This window comes from Allobranchiibius sp. GilTou73 (genome assembly GCF_021391335.1).
GTDB lineage: Bacteria > Actinomycetota > Actinomycetes > Actinomycetales > Dermatophilaceae > Allobranchiibius > Allobranchiibius huperziae.
The window spans coordinates 461,328-477,131 of the sequence record NZ_CP090051.1; the positions used below are offsets into that span (position 1 = coordinate 461,328).

Genomic DNA, 15,804 nt, shown 5'->3' on the forward strand with positions numbered 1-15,804 from the left:
TCTATGCTGGCGAGGTGACCCTCACGCTCCGGCTGCTCGACGCGGTCGCCTGGGGTGGGCAGGACATCGCGGGCGACCGGGTCCGCACCCTGCTGGCCGCCCTGGTCGCGGCCGGCAGTGAGGGCGTCGGCACGCACCGGCTCGCTGAGCTCATCTGGCCGGAGGATCCGCCGGCCGATCCGCGAAAGGCGTTGCAGGTCATCGTCTCCCGCACCCGTAAGCAGACCGCGCCCGAGGTGGTCGAGCTCCTCGGCACGCGCTATCGCTGCGGCCTGGAGGTCGACCGGGTCGATGCGTGGCGCCTGCAGCACTCGGTCCGCTCCGCGCGCCGCGCTGCCGCCGCCCAGGACTGGACGGCGGCCCGCAGCACTGCCGAGGAGGTCCTCGCCACGCCCGTCGGCGGCGCCGAACCCGGCGCGCTGGGAGATCTGCGTCAGAGCGCCCGCGACGACATCGACTCGACCCGCGCGGTGCTCGGTGAGGCGGCCAGCCGGCTGGGTGATCACGCACGCGCCGTACCGATCCTCCGGCCGCTGATCGCCGGCCCGACTCCCGCCGAACCCTTGCTGGAGACCTATCTGCGCAGTGTGTCCGAGACGGCAGGCACCGCCGAGGCGCTGGCCGGGTACGACGCGTACCGGCGAACGCTGGCCGACCAGCTCGGCACCACGCCGGGCGAGCGCCTGCGGGCGCTGCACGCCGAGCTGCTCGCCCTGGAGGATCCCGAGCGCACGGGAGTGCGCTACGACGAGACCGATCTCATCGGTCGCGCCGCCGACGTGACCGCGGTGCGCGAACTGACCCGCACCACCCGGGTCGTGACCATCCTCGGGCCGGGTGGCCTCGGCAAGACCCGGTTGGCACATGTCATCGGGCGGGGGGCCGCACAGCCCGCGGTGCACTTCGTCGAACTCGCCGGAGTCGTCTCCGGTGACGGCGTTCTGCCCACCCTGGCCAGCGCTATCGGGGTCCGGGAGAGTACGACGAACAGGCCGGCGCGCTCGCGACCTGCGGACCTGCGGACGCGGCTGGTGGACCGCCTCGGGTCGGCGCCGACCCTGCTCATCCTGGACAACTGCGAGCAGGTGGTGGACGCCGTCGCCGACCTCGTAGCGGCGCTGATCACCCAGGTGCAGGCGCTGACCGTCCTCACCACCTCGCGGACGGCGCTCGGCATCCGCGCGGAGCGGGTGTACGCCCTCCCCCAGCTGAACCACGACGACGCCGCGACGCTGTTCCGCGACCGGGCGCAGGCGGCCCGACCCGGCGTCGAGCTGCGTGACGAGGACGTGGGGCCGCTCGTCGACCGGCTCGACGGGCTGCCGCTCGCGATCGAGCTTGCCGCGGCCCGGGTGCGTGCGATGTCGGTCTCCGCCATCGCGCAGCGCCTCGACCAGCGCTTCGCGCTCCTGCGAGGCGCCACTCGTGGTGTGCCCGAGCGCCATCAGACCCTGCAGGCCGTCATCGACTGGTCCTGGAATTTGCTCGACGCCGACGACCGCGACGCCCTGACCGCATTGTCGGCGTTCCACGACGGGTTCGACCTCGAAGGCGCCGAATGGGTCGTGGGTGCAACGGCATTCATCCACGTCGAGAGCCTGGTCTCGCAGTCGTTGCTCACGGTGGTCGAGGACGAGACGGTGCGCTACCGGATGTTGGAGACGGTGCGCGAGTTCGGCCGCGACGCGCTGGCCCGCACCGACCGTAGCGAGCAGGTGCGGCAGGCCCTGCGCGGATGGGCCCTGCACGTCAGCGGGACCGCTGCCGCCCGGTTCTTCGGCCCGGATCAGATCGAGACCATCGACGCGCTGAGCCGCGATGAGGGGAATCTGGCCGTCGAGCTGGACAGGGCCATCGCGGCCGAGGACGCCGAGGCGACCGCCGTGATCGGCGCGACCCTGGTCACCCTCTGGCAGGTGAGCGGCAACTTCCTGCGGGCCATCGATGCGTGCGACAGTGCCGCACAGGTGATCATGCAACACCCGATCAGGCCACAGGAGGCCGATGCCGCGCGCGGCATCCTCGCGTGGGCCGCCATGTTCCACAGCCTGTTCCGGGGCGCCGCCGAAGAGGGTCTGCGCGACGCGCTGGACCTGCTCGGCCACGGCTCGGACCCGCGCACCTCCGCGCTGGTGCAGACCTCGACCGTGCTCGCCCAGATCGCCGACCGCGACTCCACCGTCGCCGTGGACCGGCTCATCGCGATGTCGACGTCGCCGGACCGGCACGTGGCGGGGCTCGCGGCACGGTGGTGGATGCACATCGCGGAGAATGCCGGTGACCTGGACTCGGCACTGCATGCCGTGGACCTGGCCCTCGCCAACAGCGCCGACGAGGACGGGCCCTGGCAGTCGCACGCGCTGCGCGCCGAGCGGGCCGGGCTGCTGGTACAGGGCGGCCGCCGGATCGAAGCGGCGCGCGAGGCGGAGAAAGCGGTCGACGTCCTCGCACGGTTGCACGCGATCGAGGACGCCGCGCAGCAGCGGATGATCATCGCCTTCGGCGACATCGATGCCGGCGATCTGCCCGCAGCCCGGGCGCAGCTGCGGTACCTCGAGGAGGACGACACCAACAGCGCGCTGCCCGGGTGGAGTTCACTCGACCCGTTGCGAGCCGAACTGGCGCTGGCGGAGGGTGACTCGCAGCGGGGCGCAGGCCTGCACGCGGATGGGTGGACCCTCATGCAGCGGGTGACGATGCCGTTGATCGCGTCCTTCGACCGAACGGCACCATGGCTGCTCTTCGGCCGTGCGGCGTACCTGCACAGCATCATGCTGGCCGACGGACCCGGCGGAGCCGGTGTCCTCAGCTGCACGGCGTACGCCGAGGCGCTTGCAGCGCTGCACGACGCCCTCGCCGGGACGCTGGCCGACCTGGACCACCCCTCAGCCGGAGCCCTGGCGTTCGCGGTCGGTCGCTGGGCCGTGACGTACGAGCCGGACGCCGCGAACGGCGGCGCCCGGCTGATGGTGCTCGCGCATGCCTCCGGTTACAACCAGGTCTATCCCTCGATGGACTGGGACCGCGCGGTTCACGACGTGCAGCAGGTCGCGCCCGGTCTCATCGACCGGGCACGACCTGGGATCGGCGACGACTCCGCCGCACGTTTCACGCAACTGCGCGAGACGGTCGACCGGCTGCGGTCGGCTCAGAGCTTGCGGCGGTAGGACCGCACCGACAACGGCGCGAAGATCGCGATGACGGCGGCGCAGCCGAGCAGGGCCCAGCCGACCTCGGGGGTGACGCTGCCGTTGTTCATCAGATCGCGCGCCGCGGTGACCACGTGCGAGACCGGGTTGACGTCGACGAACGCGCGCAGCCACCCGGGCATGGACCCGGCCGGCACGAAGGCGTTGGACAGGAACGTCAGCGGGAACATGATCATCATCGAGGCGCCCTGCACGCTCTGTGCGGACTTCATCACGGTGCCGACCCATGTGAAGACCCAGGCCATCGACCATCCCGTGATGACCAGCAGCAGGACCGCGGCGAGCACCCCGAAGACGCCGCCGCCGGGCCGGTAGCCCATGACCAGACCGACCAGCACGGTGAGCGTGGAGGCGATCAGGTAGCGCACCAGGTCGGCCACCATCGGGCCGGCGAGCGGTGCGATCCGCGCGATCGGCAAGGACCGGAAGCGGTCGAAGACTCCCTTGTCCATGTCCTCGCGCAGCTGGGTGCCGGTCGCCACGCAGGCGGTGAGGACGGTCTGCGCCAGGATGCCGGGGATGATCAGCGGCAGATAGCGCCCGACGCTGCCGGAGACGGCGCCGCCGAACACGTAGGTGAACATCACCGTGAAGACGATCGGCAGCACCATCACGTCGACGAGTTGCTCGGGGTTGCGGCGCATCTTCATCAGGGCTCGCCACGCCATGCTGAAGGTCTGCTCAACCGTCGCGCGGGTGCCGACGTGCGGACGCGGCTGCACGACTTTCGTTGCGAGTGGTGTTGCCGTCGTTGAGGTTTCGAGCTGTGCGGCGGTCATCAGGCAACTCCCTGGTCGGTGGAACGGGATGAGTCGTGCTGGGTGTCCTCGCCGGTGAGCGCGAGGAAGACCTCGTCGAGGGTCGGCTTCTGCACCGAGAGCGACTCGACGGCGATGCCGGCCTCGCGCAGCGCGATCAGCACCCCACCGGCGCGGTCGGCGTCGGCGAGCGGGATCGTGAAGCCGGCGCGGTCAGGGGTGCGTACGGCGGTGTCGCCGATGAGGCGCTCGGCGATCCGGGCCGCCTCGGCGACCTGGCCGACGTCGCGGACGCCGAGCTGCAGGCTGGATCCGCCGACCTTCGCCTTGAGCTGGTCCGGGGTGCCTTCGGCGACCATCCGACCGTGGTCGATGACGGCGATGCGGTCGGCCAGCTGGTCGGCCTCGTCCAGGTACTGGGTGGTGAGCAGGACGGTGCACCCGTCGGCCACCAGGCCACGGATCGTCTCCCACATCTGGCCGCGGGTGCGCGGATCCAGACCGGTGGTCGGTTCGTCGAGGAAGATGACCGGCGGGCTGGTGATGAGGCTCGCCGCCAGGTCGAGCCGACGGCGCATGCCGCCGGAGAACTGCGCGATCTGCCGGTTGGCCGCCTCCGACAACCCGAACTGCTCGAGCAGTCGGGCGGCCCGCGCCCGTGCGTCCCGCAGCGAGAGTCCCTGCAGCCGGCCGAACAGCCGCAGATTCTCTGCAGCCGTGAGGTTCTCGTCCACCGAGGCGTACTGCCCGGTGACGCCGATCAGCTGCCGGATGATGTGCGGTGAGGCCTGCACGTCGTGCCCGAGGATGCGCGCCGTACCGGCATCGATGGGCAGCAGCGTGGCGAGCATCTTCAGCATGGTGGTCTTGCCGGCACCGTTGGGTCCGAGCACGCCGTAGATCTCGCCCGGCCGCACCTGCAGGTCGATGCCGTCGACCGCGCGGGCCGCGCCGAACTGTTTGACCAGACCGGTCGCTTCGACGGCGAGCGGGCCGGTCGGCGCAGTGGAAAGGTGGGTGATCTGTGTGGTCATGGGGACACCGTGCGGCCATCCGGTTTCACGCCGGTGTCACGGCGCTTTCACCCGGTGTCACGAACGAGCGCAAGCTGACCGGTACGCCGCCGGTAGGGTCGAGCGCGACATCACACGCTAGGAGACCAGACATGGGCAAGCTGTCGTTTCTCGTCGGATTCGGCGCCGGGTACGTCTTCGGCGCCAAGGCGGGCGAGCGCCGCTACGAGCAGATCAAACTGCAGGCGGCCAAGGCCTGGGAGCACCCGGCGGTGCAGGAGCAGGTGACCAAGGCGAGCGAGCAGATCCGCGAGCGCGGTCCCGAGGTAGCCGCCGCGGCCGGCCAGGCAGCCGCCGCGGGTGCGGGGCAGGCCGTCAAGAACGCCGCCACCGCCGCGCTGCACGCAGCCACCGGCAAGAAGGAGGGGCCCGTCGTGCAGGGGACCATCGCCGAAGGCGCCTCGGCCGACGCTCCGGGCGGCGTACCGGTCGACGCGGACACGGTCGACGCACCGCCGGTGTCGTCGCAGCCCGACGCCGCGCGCGCCGCGGCCGAGGCCGCCGAGGCGCACCCGGTCGACGCCGACACCGACAGCGGCGAGTCGAAACTGGACTGAGGACGCGTTTTTCCGACGCGCCCGGCGGTGTGGGCTTTTGACACCGGGCCGCAGGCGTCTACGGTGAAGAACGATCGCGTGCCGCGGAATACCGCTGAATTGTGGGTATGCCGTGCACCGTCAGTACCGTCAGCTCCGCCGGTCACGCGCCGGCGGGCGGATCCGGCCAGCGCCGGATCCGATCCCTCTTCAAGCGAACGAACAGAACAGGACTTCCATGAACCGCACTGACCTTGCGAGCACCATTGCGCAGCGCACCGGCGTCAGCGTCAAGGACGCCACCTCGGTGATCACCGGCCTGAACGACGTCATCCTCGAGGCCATCGGCCGCGGCGAGAAGGTGCAGCTGCCCGGTCTGCTGACCGTCGAGCGCGTCGAGCGTGCGGCTCGCACCGGCCGTAACCCGCAGACCGGCGCCGAGATCCAGATCCCCGCGTCGCACGCGGCGAAGGTCACTGCCGGCAGCAAGCTGAAGGCCGCCGCGAAGGGCTGACCGCTCCACACCTGCAAAAGGCCCCTCACCAGTGATGGTGAGGGGCCTTTCGTTGCCTCCCCGGATGGCAGGCACGTGTCCTGGTGTCAGGCACGAACCGAGCTGCGGCGGTTGCCGACGCGAGTCCAGATCAGGAGCGCGATGACGGCGCCGATGATCGATCCGATGATGCCGGACGGCTGCAGGAAGCCGCCTCCGGCGTCCTTGTGGAAGATCACGTAGCCGAGGAATCCGCCGATGAACGAGCCGACGATGCCGAGCACGATGGTCATGAGGATGGAGATGTCCTGCTTGCCCGGGACGATGAGGCGGGCGATCGCGCCCGCGATCAGTCCGACGACGACGATGGTGATGATGAGACCCAACATGGCGAGCCTTCCGATAGAGGAACTGTGTACTGCTAGAGATTTTCACCCCTAGGGCTGCTGCAACACACCCCTAGGGAGGTTTAACGTGGAGGAGTGCCCCAAGCCCCCATCACCGTCGCCCTGGTGGACGACTACGACGTCGTCCTGCTCGGCGTCGCGAAGATCATCGACCAGTACCGCGACCGGGTGATCATCGCCGAGATCGATACCAACCAACCACTGAAGGACACCGTCGATGTCGTGCTCTACGACGCGTTCGCCCAGCCGGAGTCCGACCGCGAGGAGATCGGGGTTCTCATCCGCAGCCCCTGCGCGCGCAAGGTGATCGTCTACACCTGGAACTTCCACCCCGAGCTGGTCGAGAGCGCGCAGCGGCAGGGTGTGCACGGCTACCTGTCCAAGGCGCTTCCCGCCCGGGAGTTCATCGCGGCCATCGAGGCGGTGCACGCGGGCGAGATCGTCGTCAGCGATCCGCCAGGCCGCGCCCGCCCGGTGACCGGGCTGGACTGGCCCGGCCGCGAAGAGGGGCTCACCGAGCGGGAGTCGGAGATCCTGGCCCTGATCACCCAGGGCCACAGCAACGCGGAGGTGTCCTCACGCACCTTCCTCAGCCCCAACACCGTCAAGTCCTACATCCGCGCGATCTATCGCAAGATCGATGTGTCCAGCCGCACCCAGGCCGTGCTGTGGGGCGTCGACAACGGCTTCTCACCCGACCATCGACGGATCGATCACTGGCGTGGAGGTCCGTGACCGGTAGGTCTCCCGCGATCCGGTGCGGGTTCGATACCGTCCGAAGATGACGCAGGACGGCGCTCCACCCAAGGTCGTGATCGTGGTCGGTGTCGACGGGTCGGAGTCGGCGACCCATGCGGGCGCGTACGCCGTCGGCATGGCCCGCCGGATGAACGCCACCCTCGTCGCCGTCTACGTCCACACCCTCGGCGTGTACGCCGCTGCCGCACCCGCCGCCATCCCGCTGCTGCGGGAGACCCAGGCCGGAGTGGTCGCCGACATGCGCCGCCAGATCGCCGAGTCCGGGGTCGTCGACGACCTCGACTTCGAGATGGTCGAGCGGCACGGCAATCCCTACAAGGAGATCGTGGCGGTCGCCATCGAGCGCCGCGCCGACGCAGTGGTGGTCGGTGCCTCCAGCCAGGCCGGCCACCGTCTCGTGGGCTCGCTCGCGGTCCACCTGGTGCGCGACGCCAAGTGGCCGGTCACCGTCGTGCCCTAGCTCACCCTCGTCAGCCGCCCGTCGACACTGCGTCGCGACGGTCGTGCGTATTCGTGTCTCGATGATTCCCCGAGAGATCTGTCCTCAGTGACGCTGCACGTGGGATATCTGTGCCCGGTCGTGATCAGCCGACGTCCTGCGACCGAAGTCCGGCGAGCAGCAGCCGCACCATCCGCTCCGCGCGTCCGCCACTTCGGCTCGGGGTCGGGCCGCCGTCGTGGCACAGGTTCGCCACGGCGCCCAGGAACTCCCCCGCGACCACATGCTGGCTGATGTCCCCGGACTCGGTCGCTGCGTCGAGCAGACGCTCGAGAGTCGGAGCCAGGCGCGTCGAGAAGTACTCCGCGAGCGGCTCGTACGCGGGATCCCCCGAGTGCAGAGCTCCCGCGAGTCCACGCTTGGTGGCGACGAACTGGGTGTAGCGCATGACCCAACGGTCCAACGCTTCGCCGGGAGGGTACGCGGCCTCGAGGTCGGTGGCCGCCGCGACGCAGGCGTCCATCTCGCGTCGGAAGACCGCCGAGATGAGGTCGGAACGCAGCGGGAAGTGGCGATAGAGCGTGCCCACACCCACGCCGGCCCGCTCGGCGATAGACCGCACCGGCGCGTCGACACCCGACTCGGCGAAAACCGCCTTGGCCGCCTCCACCAGCGCGTCGACGTTCAACCGGGCGTCCGCGCGCTGGCGGCGCGGCTCCCCGCCGTCCCCGTCCGTGGTGCGAGGCACGCGAGATCTCCTCTGTAAAAGGAACATGATTCCGAATAGGCTGCTATCTTAGAGGAACGACGTTCCGCTAAGCCGCAGCATTTGTGAGAACTGCAGTGTCCACGATGCGCGACGGCCAGTACATGCCCGCCCACGCCTGACGACTCACCTCCAGGAGCACTGGATGAAGTACCGCACACTCGGCCGCACCGGCATCAAGGTCACTCCCTACGCCCTCGGCGCGATGATGCTCGGCTCGCTCGGAAACCCCGACCGCCAGGACGGGATCCGCATCGTCCACCGAGCGCTGGACGCCGGCATCAATTTCGTCGACACCGCCGACCGCTACGGGGACTCCGAGGAAGTGGTCGGCGAGGCACTGAAGGGCCGGCGCGACGAGGTCGTTCTCGCCACGAAGTTCTGGGGACCTGTCGACGACGACGTCAACCATCGGGGCGCCTCCCGTCGGTGGATCATGCAGGCCGTCGAGCGTTCGCTGCGCCGCCTGCAGACCGACCACATCGACCTCTACCAGCTGCACCGGCCCGACCCGGACACGGACATCGACGAGACCCTCTCAGCGCTCACCGACCTCGTGCGTCAGGGAAAGGTCCGCGCGATCGGCACGTCGTCGATGCGTGGGTCGGAGATCGTCGAGGCCCAATGGATGTCCGAGCGGCGGGGATTCGAGCGGTTCCGCACCGAACAGCCGAACTACTCGATCCTGGACCGCGAGATCGAGAGGGAGATCCTCCCGGTTGCTGAACGCTACGGAATGGGCACGCTCGTCTACAGCCCGCTCGCCGGCGGCACCCTCACGGGCCGCTACCGGGCGAACCAGGACAACGACAACTTCCGCTCGGCGCGTACCGGCATGCGCCACTTCCGGGACGAACGGCGCCTCGCAGCCGTCGAGCAGCTCATCGCGCTGTCCGACGACCTCGGCGTGAAGCTCACGCACCTCGCGATGGCGTTCGCCATCGCCCACCCGGGCGTCACGTCCGCCATCGCCGGGCCACGCACGATGGAGCAGCTCGAGGACACCCTCGCCGGGGTGGACCTGGAGCTCTCGGACGACGTGCTCGACCGTATCGACGCGATCGTCCCACCCGGGGAGAGCATCGGCGCGATGGACATGGTCTACCGCGGGCCTGCGGTCGGCGACCAGACCATGCGCCGACGCCCCGCCGCAGAGCGCTCAGCCACCTGATCGCGACCTTCCCGACGCGATACCCGTGGGCGTCCGTGGGGATCGGCGCGCGGGCACGCCAGCACGCCATCCGTACTCGAGCGAATCCTCGGGAGTGCAAGAGCGCGCCCGAAATTCGACTGACCCGGCCCATCACCGGGCACGGTGGTCAGTCGGCGTTACGGAACAGGTAGAACCCGGTGACGACGCCCCGGGTCACCATGCCCTGACCCGTTCCGAGCATCCGGTTCGTCGTCGTGGCGCCCGTTTCTATGAACGCGTGGCTGACGTGTTCCAGCCGCCACCCGATCTCCTCGATCTGCCCCAGGGTGTCGGGGGCACCAGCGTGTCGCCGCACTGTGTTGTCCGATGACCCGAACGCGCTGGCTGCTCCCTTCAGTTGCGCGGCGTCGAGTTGCGCCTCGAAGAACCGGTCGCCACGCTTCTTCGCCTCTGTGGCCTGCCCGACCGGTGTGCGCAGAAATGCCTCCCGGGCCCGCTGCTCTTCGGCCTGCTGCGCCTGCAGTTTCCTCTGCGCGGCCTCGACCTGCTTCTCTTCGTCGCTTTTTCCCCATGGCATGGCGTGCCCCTTGCTCGTAGATGTCGCGCAAGCATCACGCAAAGATGCTCATCCCGTCCGAATACGACGCGTTCGACATCTCCGCGGCCACCGCTACTGGCGCCGCGATGCCACGCGGGGCAACCTGATCGAGCTCTGGTGACGTTCTAGGAGTATGGCCGGAACGGGGAGGGGAGCACATGCCGGACAGGGCTGAGTTCACGGCGTTCGTCGTAGCGCACCGTGGCGGCCTGATGCGGGCTGCGGTGCTACTGACTGTCGGTGACGAAAGTGCTGCAGAGGACCTGGTGCAGACGACGCTGACGAAGCTGTACGTGCGGTGGTCCGCCGTAGGGGCGATGGAGACCCCGCTCGGGTATGCCCGGCGCACGCTGACCAACGCCTTCATCGACCAGACGCGCCAGGGTTGGATGAGACGGGAGCGCACTACGGATGCCGAGCTCCCGCTGCCGCCCGCACCCGCACCCGACCTGGCCACCAGAGCGGCCGTGCTGTCCGCGCTCGCGCAGCTGCCACCACGCCAGCGGGCGGTGATCGTGCTGCGGCATTGGCTCGATCAAGACGTGGAGACGACGGCACGGATGCTCGGTTGCAGCGCCGGCACCGTGAAGTTACAGACATCCAAAGCGTTGAAGACACTGAAGGTTTCACTCTCCGCCGTATCGGACGACCTATGGGCAAGGAGCGAACGATGACCGACTTGAAGAGCTTGCTGGAGTTGGCCAGCGACGGGTCGGATCAGCGACCTTTCAATCCGGCCGACGACGTAAGACGTGGTCGGGCGGCCCTGCGCCGGCGCCGTTTCGGCCAAGGGACCGCGGGAGTCGTCGCTGCTGGTGTCGCAGTCGCCGCAGTGGTCGGCGGGCTGACACTGCTCCCGCATCACCAGGGCGAGCAGACAGCAGCACCCGCCACGCACAGGCTCATCCCCGCCCCGAACGCGTGGATGATTCACGTCGGGTATGTGCCCAACGGCTGGGCACAACGCCCCAAGACCTCTTCCGCGAGCAACGGGGGCGCACTCGTCGGGGGCCGGTTCGAGCCGACCTGGGATCAAATACAACTCGTTCGCGTCGACGTCCCCTCCGCTGACGGCTCGCACGCAGCTGAGAACACGGTCACGGTGTCGGTTCTGGGCGGGGTGATGTCGGCGCTCACCGGGGCAGTGCACGTCAACCCCAAGACGGGGCAGTGGACCGGCCAGGTGACGACAGTCTCGTCGGGTCCGGCCAAGGGCACCCGCGTGCTGGTCTACCCCCCGAGCGTTCGGACGAGAAAGAACGAGACCGTCTGCACCGAACAACCGGTGCCTTCTTCTGGAGCGTCGAATACCCAGAAACTTCGCAGCCCGCAAGGCCACCTGTGCGCCACCTACGTCGAAGGCGCGATGAGCTTGCCGGATGTTGCAGCTGTCCTCGCATCGTCGACAGCGGGCCAGAACCCGCCGACCATCACCCCCGACCGCTGAACCCGCTTCCCTTGCCGTTCCCATTGCCGGGACGTGGAGACGGCGGTCGATGCCGACGGCTGATCGGCGCGACCGTGCTCCCCAGCCGCCCGGATCCCGCTCAGATGTGGATCGCCGGATCCGCCCACACGTCGTAGGGGTCGTCGCCCAAGTGCACGAACCGCACCTTGGCCGGTATGCCGGTCGCGACCGCCCGCGGCGGAACGTCCTTGACCACCACGGCGTTCGCGCCGATCTGCGCCTCCGGACCGACCCGGATCGCGCCGAGCACCCGGGCGCCCGCACCGATGGTGACGCGGTCCCCGACGGTCGGGTGGCGCTTGACACGATTCAGCGAACGACCGCCCAGCGTCACGCCGTGGTAGAGCAGCACGTCGTCGCCCACCTCGGCGGTCTCCCCGATGACCACACCCATCCCGTGGTCGATGAAGAGACGCTTGCCGATCGTCGCGCCCGGGTGGATCTCCACCCCGGTCGCCGCCCGGGCAGCCTGCGAGACCAACCGGGCCGGCAGCCGCCAGCGACCGCCGCGGGACCACATCCGGTGGGCCGCGCGGTGCATCCAGACCGCCTGCAGGCCGGGCGAGGTCAGCACCATCTCCACCCGGGAGGTGGCGGCCGGGTCCCGGGCGATCGCCGCGTCCACGTCCTGCAGGAACGCGGCGTACGTGCCGCGCAGCCCGCGGGACAGCTGGCCGTCGGTGAGGGTGGGCACGGTCAGTCGACCAGACCCTCGAAGAGGATGGTGGACAGGTAGCGCTCACCGAAGCTGGGGATGATGACCACGATGGTCTTGCCGGCGTTCTCCGGCCGGGCGGCCACCTGGGCGGCGGCGGCGAGCGCGGTGCCGGAGGACAGTCCGACGAGCAGGCCCTCCTCGCGGGCGGCCTTGCGAGCCCACTCCACGGAGGTCTGCGCGTTGATGTCGATGACCTCGTCGTAGATCTCGCGGTCGAGGATCTCCGGCACGAAGTTGGCACCAAGGCCCTGGATCTTGTGGGGGCCGGGCTGGCCGCCGTTCAGGATCGGGGACTCCTCGGGCTCCACGGCGATCATCTGCACGCTCGGCTTGCGCTCCTTCAGCACCTGACCGACGCCGGTGATGGTGCCACCGGTGCCGATGCCGGCGACGACGATGTCGACCTTGCCGTCGGTGTCGCGCCAGATCTCCTCGGCGGTCGTACGACGGTGGATCTCGGGGTTGGCCTTGTTGGCGAACTGGCGGGCCAGGACCCCGCCGCGCTCCTGGGCGATCTGCTCGGCGCGGGCGACGGCGCCCTTCATGCCCTCGCCCGCGGGGGTGAGAATCAGCTCCGCGCCGAAGCCGCGCAGCAGCGCGCGGCGCTCCTTGCTCATGCTCTCCGGCATGGCCAGCACCACGTCGTACCCCTTGGCGGCGCCGACCATGGCGAGTGCGATACCGGTGTTGCCGGAGGTGGCCTCGACGATCGTGCCGCCCGGCTTCAGCTCGCCGCTGTCCTCGGCCGCCTTGATGATGGCCGCGCCGATGCGGTCCTTCACGGAGGCACCGGGGTTCTGGAACTCCAGCTTCGCCGCGACGACGGTGCCGCTGTCGGCCGTGTCGATGATCCGGTTGATCCGGACCAGCGGCGTGTTGCCGATCGCCTGGGTGACGTCGTCGAGAATGGGCATGCGATCCGCCTTCGTGTCGTGGCCCCATCACGGGGCGTTTGAGGCCTGCATCTGCGGCAACCGCCGCGTGGTTATGCCTATTCCAACAGGCCGTTATCACCCTCGCAAGCTGGGGCCTCGCGGGGGCGGGTTACTGCCGGGTCCATCTGCCCACCAGCCCGGTGCCCGACGTACCGCTCAGTAGCTCGTCAGTAGGATCGCGACCATGTCAGCACTGCAGATCGTGGCCGGCGTGATCGTGATCGCCATCTCGCTGGCGGGCCTGGTGCTGCTGGTGCGCGCCGTACGCCAGATGCTCACGACGTTCCGCGTCGGACGGCCCGTCACCCGCACCGACCGGCCGGGCGCGCGCACGGTGACGCTGCTGCGGGAGTTCCTCGGGCACACCCGGATGACGCGGCTGCCCGTGGTCGCCGCGGCCCACTGGTTCACGATGATCTCCTTCGGGCTGCTCTTCTTCACGCTGCTCACCGCGTACGGCCAGATCTTCGACCCGACCTGGACGATCCCGGTGCTCGGCCACTTCTTCCTCTACGAGTGGCTCGCGGAGTTCTTCTCCTGGGGCGGCCTGATCGGCATCTGCTACCTGATCTACAACCGCCGCAAGCTGCACCCGGCGCGCGCCACCGGCCGCGACGGGCGCTGGTCGCGCTTCTTCGGGTCGACGTTCTGGCAGGCCTATTACGTCGAGCTCACGATCCTCGGCGTCGTGCTCTGCGTGCTCGCGCTGCGCGGCCTGGAGTACAAGGTCGACGCGGGTGCCAGCGCGTTCCACTACCCCTTGACGTTCTTCATCGGAGACGCGTTCGGCGGTCTGCCGCACCACACCATCAAGGCCCTGATCGTCGTCATCGCGACCATCAAGATCGTCATCTCGATGGCCTGGATGATCACCATCTCCCTCAACACGACGATGGGTGTCGCCTGGCACCGCTTCCTGGCGTTCTTCAACATCTGGTTCAAGCGCGAGGCCACCGGCCGCACCGCCCTGGCCCAGCTGCAGCCGATGGTCGTCGACGGCGAGCCGGTCACGATGGAGTCCCTCGAGGAGCTCGACGAGGACGCCGTGCTCGGCGTCGGCAAGATCGAGGACTTCACCTGGAAGGGCCTGCTGGACTTCTCGACCTGCACCGAGTGCGGCCGCTGCCAGAGCCAGTGCCCGGCCTGGAACACCGAGAAGCCGCTGTCGCCCAAGCTGCTGATGATGACGCTGCGCGACCACTCGGCCGCCAAGGCGCCGTACCTGCTGGCGGCGGAGTCGGCGCGCGCCGACCTCCCTGCGGCGACCGCTGCGCTGGCCGACCTTCCGCTCATCGGCGAGACCGGGTACGACGTGGCGAACCCGCTGACGGCCTACAACCCGCACGGACCGGACGCCGTCATCGACCAGGACGTGCTCTGGTCGTGCACCACCTGCGGCGCCTGCGTCGAGCAGTGCCCCGTCGACATCGAGCACGTCGACCACATCGTCGACATGCGGCGCAACCAGGTGCTCATCGAGTCGGCGTTCCCGAACGAGCTGTCCGGCCTCTTCAAGAACCTGGAGAACAAGGCCAACCCGTGGGGTATGTCGGCCCGCGCGCGGCTGGACTGGGCCAAAGGTCTGCCGTTCGAGGTCAAGGTCTTCGGCCAGGACGTCGAGTCGCTGTCCGAGGTCGACTACCTCTTTTGGGTCGGGTGCGCAGGCGCGTACGAGGACCGCGCCAAGAAGACGACGCGCGCGGTCGCGGAGCTGCTCGACACGGCGGGCGTCTCCTTCGCCGTCCTCGGTGACGGCGAGTCCTGCACCGGTGACCCCGCACGCCGCGCGGGCAACGAGATGCTCTTCCAGGCCCTCGCCAGTCAGAACGTCGAGGTGCTGAACGAGGCGGGCGCGACCAAGATCGTGGTCACCTGCGCGCACTGCTTCAACACCCTCAAGAACGAGTACCCGCAGATGGGCGGCGACTACGAGGTCGTACACCACACCCAGCTGCTGAACCGGCTGGTGCGCGACAAGCAGCTGGTGCCGGTGGCGCGCCCGGACCAGGCCGACACCTCGGGTGTGGCCTCGACGGCGTCGACCGTCACCTACCACGACCCGTGCTACCTCGGCCGGCACAACAACGTGTACGCCGCGCCGCGCGAGCTGATCGGCGCGCTGCCCGGTGTCGAGCTCAAGGAGATGGAGCGCTCCGGTATGACCTCCTTCTGCTGCGGCGCCGGCGGCGCACGCATGTGGATGGAGGAGAAGCTCGGCACTCGCATCAACCTCAACCGCACCAAGGAGGCCGTCGCGACGGGGGCGGACCGTATCGCGATCGGCTGCCCGTTCTGCCGGGTGATGATGACCGACGGTCTGACCGCGGAACAGGCCAACGGCGACGCCCGCGAAGAGGTCGAGGTGGTGGACGTGGCGAACATGCTGCTGGCGGCTGTGCGCCGCGGGGGCGACGGCCAGCAGGAGCGCCCGGAGCGCAGCGAGGACGCACCGCAACCCGCGTGAGCGGTCCCTCAGGGGCGAAGGGTTCGTG

At 69.3% G+C, this 15,804-nt stretch carries 16 protein-coding genes; 9 read left to right on the forward strand and 7 right to left on the reverse strand.

Annotated features, from left to right (window positions below; all coding sequences use genetic code 11):
* Nucleotides 1-14 precede the first annotated feature (14 nt).
* On the forward strand, nt 15-3,167 hold the full coding sequence (locus tag LVQ62_RS02225; RefSeq protein WP_233764254.1) for a BTAD domain-containing putative transcriptional regulator: 3,153 nt from the start codon (nt 15-17) through the stop codon (nt 3,165-3,167).
* Here the strand turns inward: LVQ62_RS02225 and LVQ62_RS02230 are convergent.
* Both LVQ62_RS02230 and LVQ62_RS02235 read right to left on the reverse strand, forming a co-directional pair.
* A complete protein-coding gene (locus LVQ62_RS02230) occupies nt 3,149-3,988 on the reverse strand; it encodes an ABC transporter permease (protein ID WP_233764255.1) in 840 nt (279 codons plus the stop codon). The genes LVQ62_RS02225 and LVQ62_RS02230 overlap by 19 nt on opposite strands.
* Nucleotides 3,988-5,001, reverse strand: a complete 1,014-nt coding sequence (locus tag LVQ62_RS02235; protein ID WP_233764257.1) for an ATP-binding cassette domain-containing protein — start codon at nt 4,999-5,001, stop codon at nt 3,988-3,990. The genes LVQ62_RS02230 and LVQ62_RS02235 overlap by 1 nt, the downstream gene beginning before the upstream one ends.
* Before the next feature lie 131 nt (nt 5,002-5,132).
* On the opposite strand from LVQ62_RS02235, the gene LVQ62_RS02240 reads away from it, so the two are divergent.
* A complete protein-coding gene (locus LVQ62_RS02240) occupies nt 5,133-5,597 on the forward strand; it encodes a hypothetical protein (protein ID WP_233764259.1) in 465 nt (154 codons plus the stop codon).
* Between the two features lie 217 nt (nt 5,598-5,814).
* Nucleotides 5,815-6,090, forward strand: coding sequence for an HU family DNA-binding protein (locus tag LVQ62_RS02245; RefSeq protein ID WP_179478420.1), 276 nt, complete (start codon nt 5,815-5,817; stop codon nt 6,088-6,090).
* An 86-nt stretch (nt 6,091-6,176) separates the two neighbouring features.
* Here the strand turns inward: LVQ62_RS02245 and LVQ62_RS02250 are convergent, their stop codons facing one another.
* Complete coding sequence (locus tag LVQ62_RS02250) at nt 6,177-6,458, reverse strand: GlsB/YeaQ/YmgE family stress response membrane protein (protein WP_179478419.1); 282 nt, start codon at nt 6,456-6,458, stop codon at nt 6,177-6,179.
* Between the two features lie 93 nt (nt 6,459-6,551).
* Here LVQ62_RS02250 and LVQ62_RS02255 point away from each other — a divergent pair, with 93 nt between their 5' ends.
* Nucleotides 6,552-7,211, forward strand: a complete 660-nt coding sequence (locus LVQ62_RS02255) for a DNA-binding response regulator (RefSeq protein WP_233764260.1) — start codon at nt 6,552-6,554, stop codon at nt 7,209-7,211.
* Between the two features lie 46 nt (nt 7,212-7,257).
* Nucleotides 7,258-7,695, forward strand: coding sequence for a universal stress protein (locus LVQ62_RS02260; RefSeq protein ID WP_233764261.1), 438 nt, complete (start codon nt 7,258-7,260; stop codon nt 7,693-7,695).
* A gap of 124 nt (nt 7,696-7,819) precedes the next feature.
* On the opposite strand, the gene LVQ62_RS02265 is transcribed toward LVQ62_RS02260, so the two are convergent.
* Nucleotides 7,820-8,422, reverse strand: a complete 603-nt coding sequence (locus LVQ62_RS02265; RefSeq protein ID WP_233764267.1) for a TetR/AcrR family transcriptional regulator — start codon at nt 8,420-8,422, stop codon at nt 7,820-7,822.
* Nucleotides 8,423-8,585: 163 nt separating this feature from the next.
* Between LVQ62_RS02265 and LVQ62_RS02270 the strand changes: the two genes are divergently transcribed.
* On the forward strand, nt 8,586-9,611 hold the full coding sequence (locus tag LVQ62_RS02270) for an aldo/keto reductase (RefSeq protein ID WP_233764268.1): 1,026 nt from the start codon (nt 8,586-8,588) through the stop codon (nt 9,609-9,611).
* 148 nt (nt 9,612-9,759) lie between these two features.
* Here LVQ62_RS02270 and LVQ62_RS02275 read toward each other — a convergent pair whose 3' ends face one another.
* Complete coding sequence (locus tag LVQ62_RS02275; RefSeq protein WP_233764273.1) at nt 9,760-10,170, reverse strand: hypothetical protein; 411 nt, start codon at nt 10,168-10,170, stop codon at nt 9,760-9,762.
* A gap of 179 nt (nt 10,171-10,349) precedes the next feature.
* Here LVQ62_RS02275 and LVQ62_RS02280 point away from each other — a divergent pair, with 179 nt between their 5' ends.
* Together LVQ62_RS02280 and LVQ62_RS02285 are read left to right on the forward strand one after the other, a co-directional pair.
* On the forward strand, nt 10,350-10,865 hold the full coding sequence (locus LVQ62_RS02280) for a SigE family RNA polymerase sigma factor (protein WP_255696493.1): 516 nt from the start codon (nt 10,350-10,352) through the stop codon (nt 10,863-10,865).
* Nucleotides 10,862-11,638 (forward strand): hypothetical protein, encoded by a 777-nt coding sequence (locus tag LVQ62_RS02285; RefSeq protein WP_233764277.1) that lies wholly within the window; start codon nt 10,862-10,864, stop codon nt 11,636-11,638. Before LVQ62_RS02280 ends, LVQ62_RS02285 begins: the two co-directional genes overlap by 4 nt.
* 100 nt (nt 11,639-11,738) lie before the next feature.
* Here the strand turns inward: LVQ62_RS02285 and epsC are convergent, their stop codons facing one another.
* Nucleotides 11,739-12,353: a serine O-acetyltransferase EpsC gene (gene epsC / locus LVQ62_RS02290; protein ID WP_370639662.1), complete on the reverse strand. Its 615-nt coding sequence runs from the start codon at nt 12,351-12,353 to the stop codon at nt 11,739-11,741.
* A 2-nt stretch (nt 12,354-12,355) separates the two neighbouring features.
* Complete coding sequence (cysK, locus tag LVQ62_RS02295; RefSeq protein WP_233764279.1) at nt 12,356-13,291, reverse strand: cysteine synthase A; 936 nt, start codon at nt 13,289-13,291, stop codon at nt 12,356-12,358.
* A gap of 205 nt (nt 13,292-13,496) precedes the next feature.
* Here cysK and LVQ62_RS02300 point away from each other — a divergent pair, with 205 nt between their 5' ends.
* Nucleotides 13,497-15,776 (forward strand): (Fe-S)-binding protein, encoded by a 2,280-nt coding sequence (locus LVQ62_RS02300; protein WP_233764281.1) that lies wholly within the window; start codon nt 13,497-13,499, stop codon nt 15,774-15,776.
* Nucleotides 15,777-15,804: the final 28 nt, after the last annotated feature.

Coding starts and splice junctions, on each gene's coding strand:
- LVQ62_RS02230 (WP_233764255.1), bottom strand. CDS start 3,988: ATGACCGCCGCACAGCTCGAAACCTCAACGACGGCAACACCACTCGCA.
- LVQ62_RS02235 (WP_233764257.1), bottom strand. CDS start 5,001: ATGACCACACAGATCACCCACCTTTCCACTGCGCCGACCGGCCCGCTC.
- LVQ62_RS02240 (WP_233764259.1), top strand. CDS start 5,133: ATGGGCAAGCTGTCGTTTCTCGTCGGATTCGGCGCCGGGTACGTCTTC.
- LVQ62_RS02245 (WP_179478420.1), top strand. CDS start 5,815: ATGAACCGCACTGACCTTGCGAGCACCATTGCGCAGCGCACCGGCGTC.
- LVQ62_RS02250 (WP_179478419.1), bottom strand. CDS start 6,458: ATGTTGGGTCTCATCATCACCATCGTCGTCGTCGGACTGATCGCGGGC.
- LVQ62_RS02260 (WP_233764261.1), top strand. CDS start 7,258: ATGACGCAGGACGGCGCTCCACCCAAGGTCGTGATCGTGGTCGGTGTC.
- LVQ62_RS02270 (WP_233764268.1), top strand. CDS start 8,586: ATGAAGTACCGCACACTCGGCCGCACCGGCATCAAGGTCACTCCCTAC.
- LVQ62_RS02275 (WP_233764273.1), bottom strand. CDS start 10,170: ATGCCATGGGGAAAAAGCGACGAAGAGAAGCAGGTCGAGGCCGCGCAG.
- LVQ62_RS02280 (WP_255696493.1), top strand. CDS start 10,350: ATGCCGGACAGGGCTGAGTTCACGGCGTTCGTCGTAGCGCACCGTGGC.
- LVQ62_RS02285 (WP_233764277.1), top strand. CDS start 10,862: ATGACCGACTTGAAGAGCTTGCTGGAGTTGGCCAGCGACGGGTCGGAT.
- cysK (WP_233764279.1), bottom strand. CDS start 13,291: ATGCCCATTCTCGACGACGTCACCCAGGCGATCGGCAACACGCCGCTG.
- LVQ62_RS02300 (WP_233764281.1), top strand. CDS start 13,497: ATGTCAGCACTGCAGATCGTGGCCGGCGTGATCGTGATCGCCATCTCG.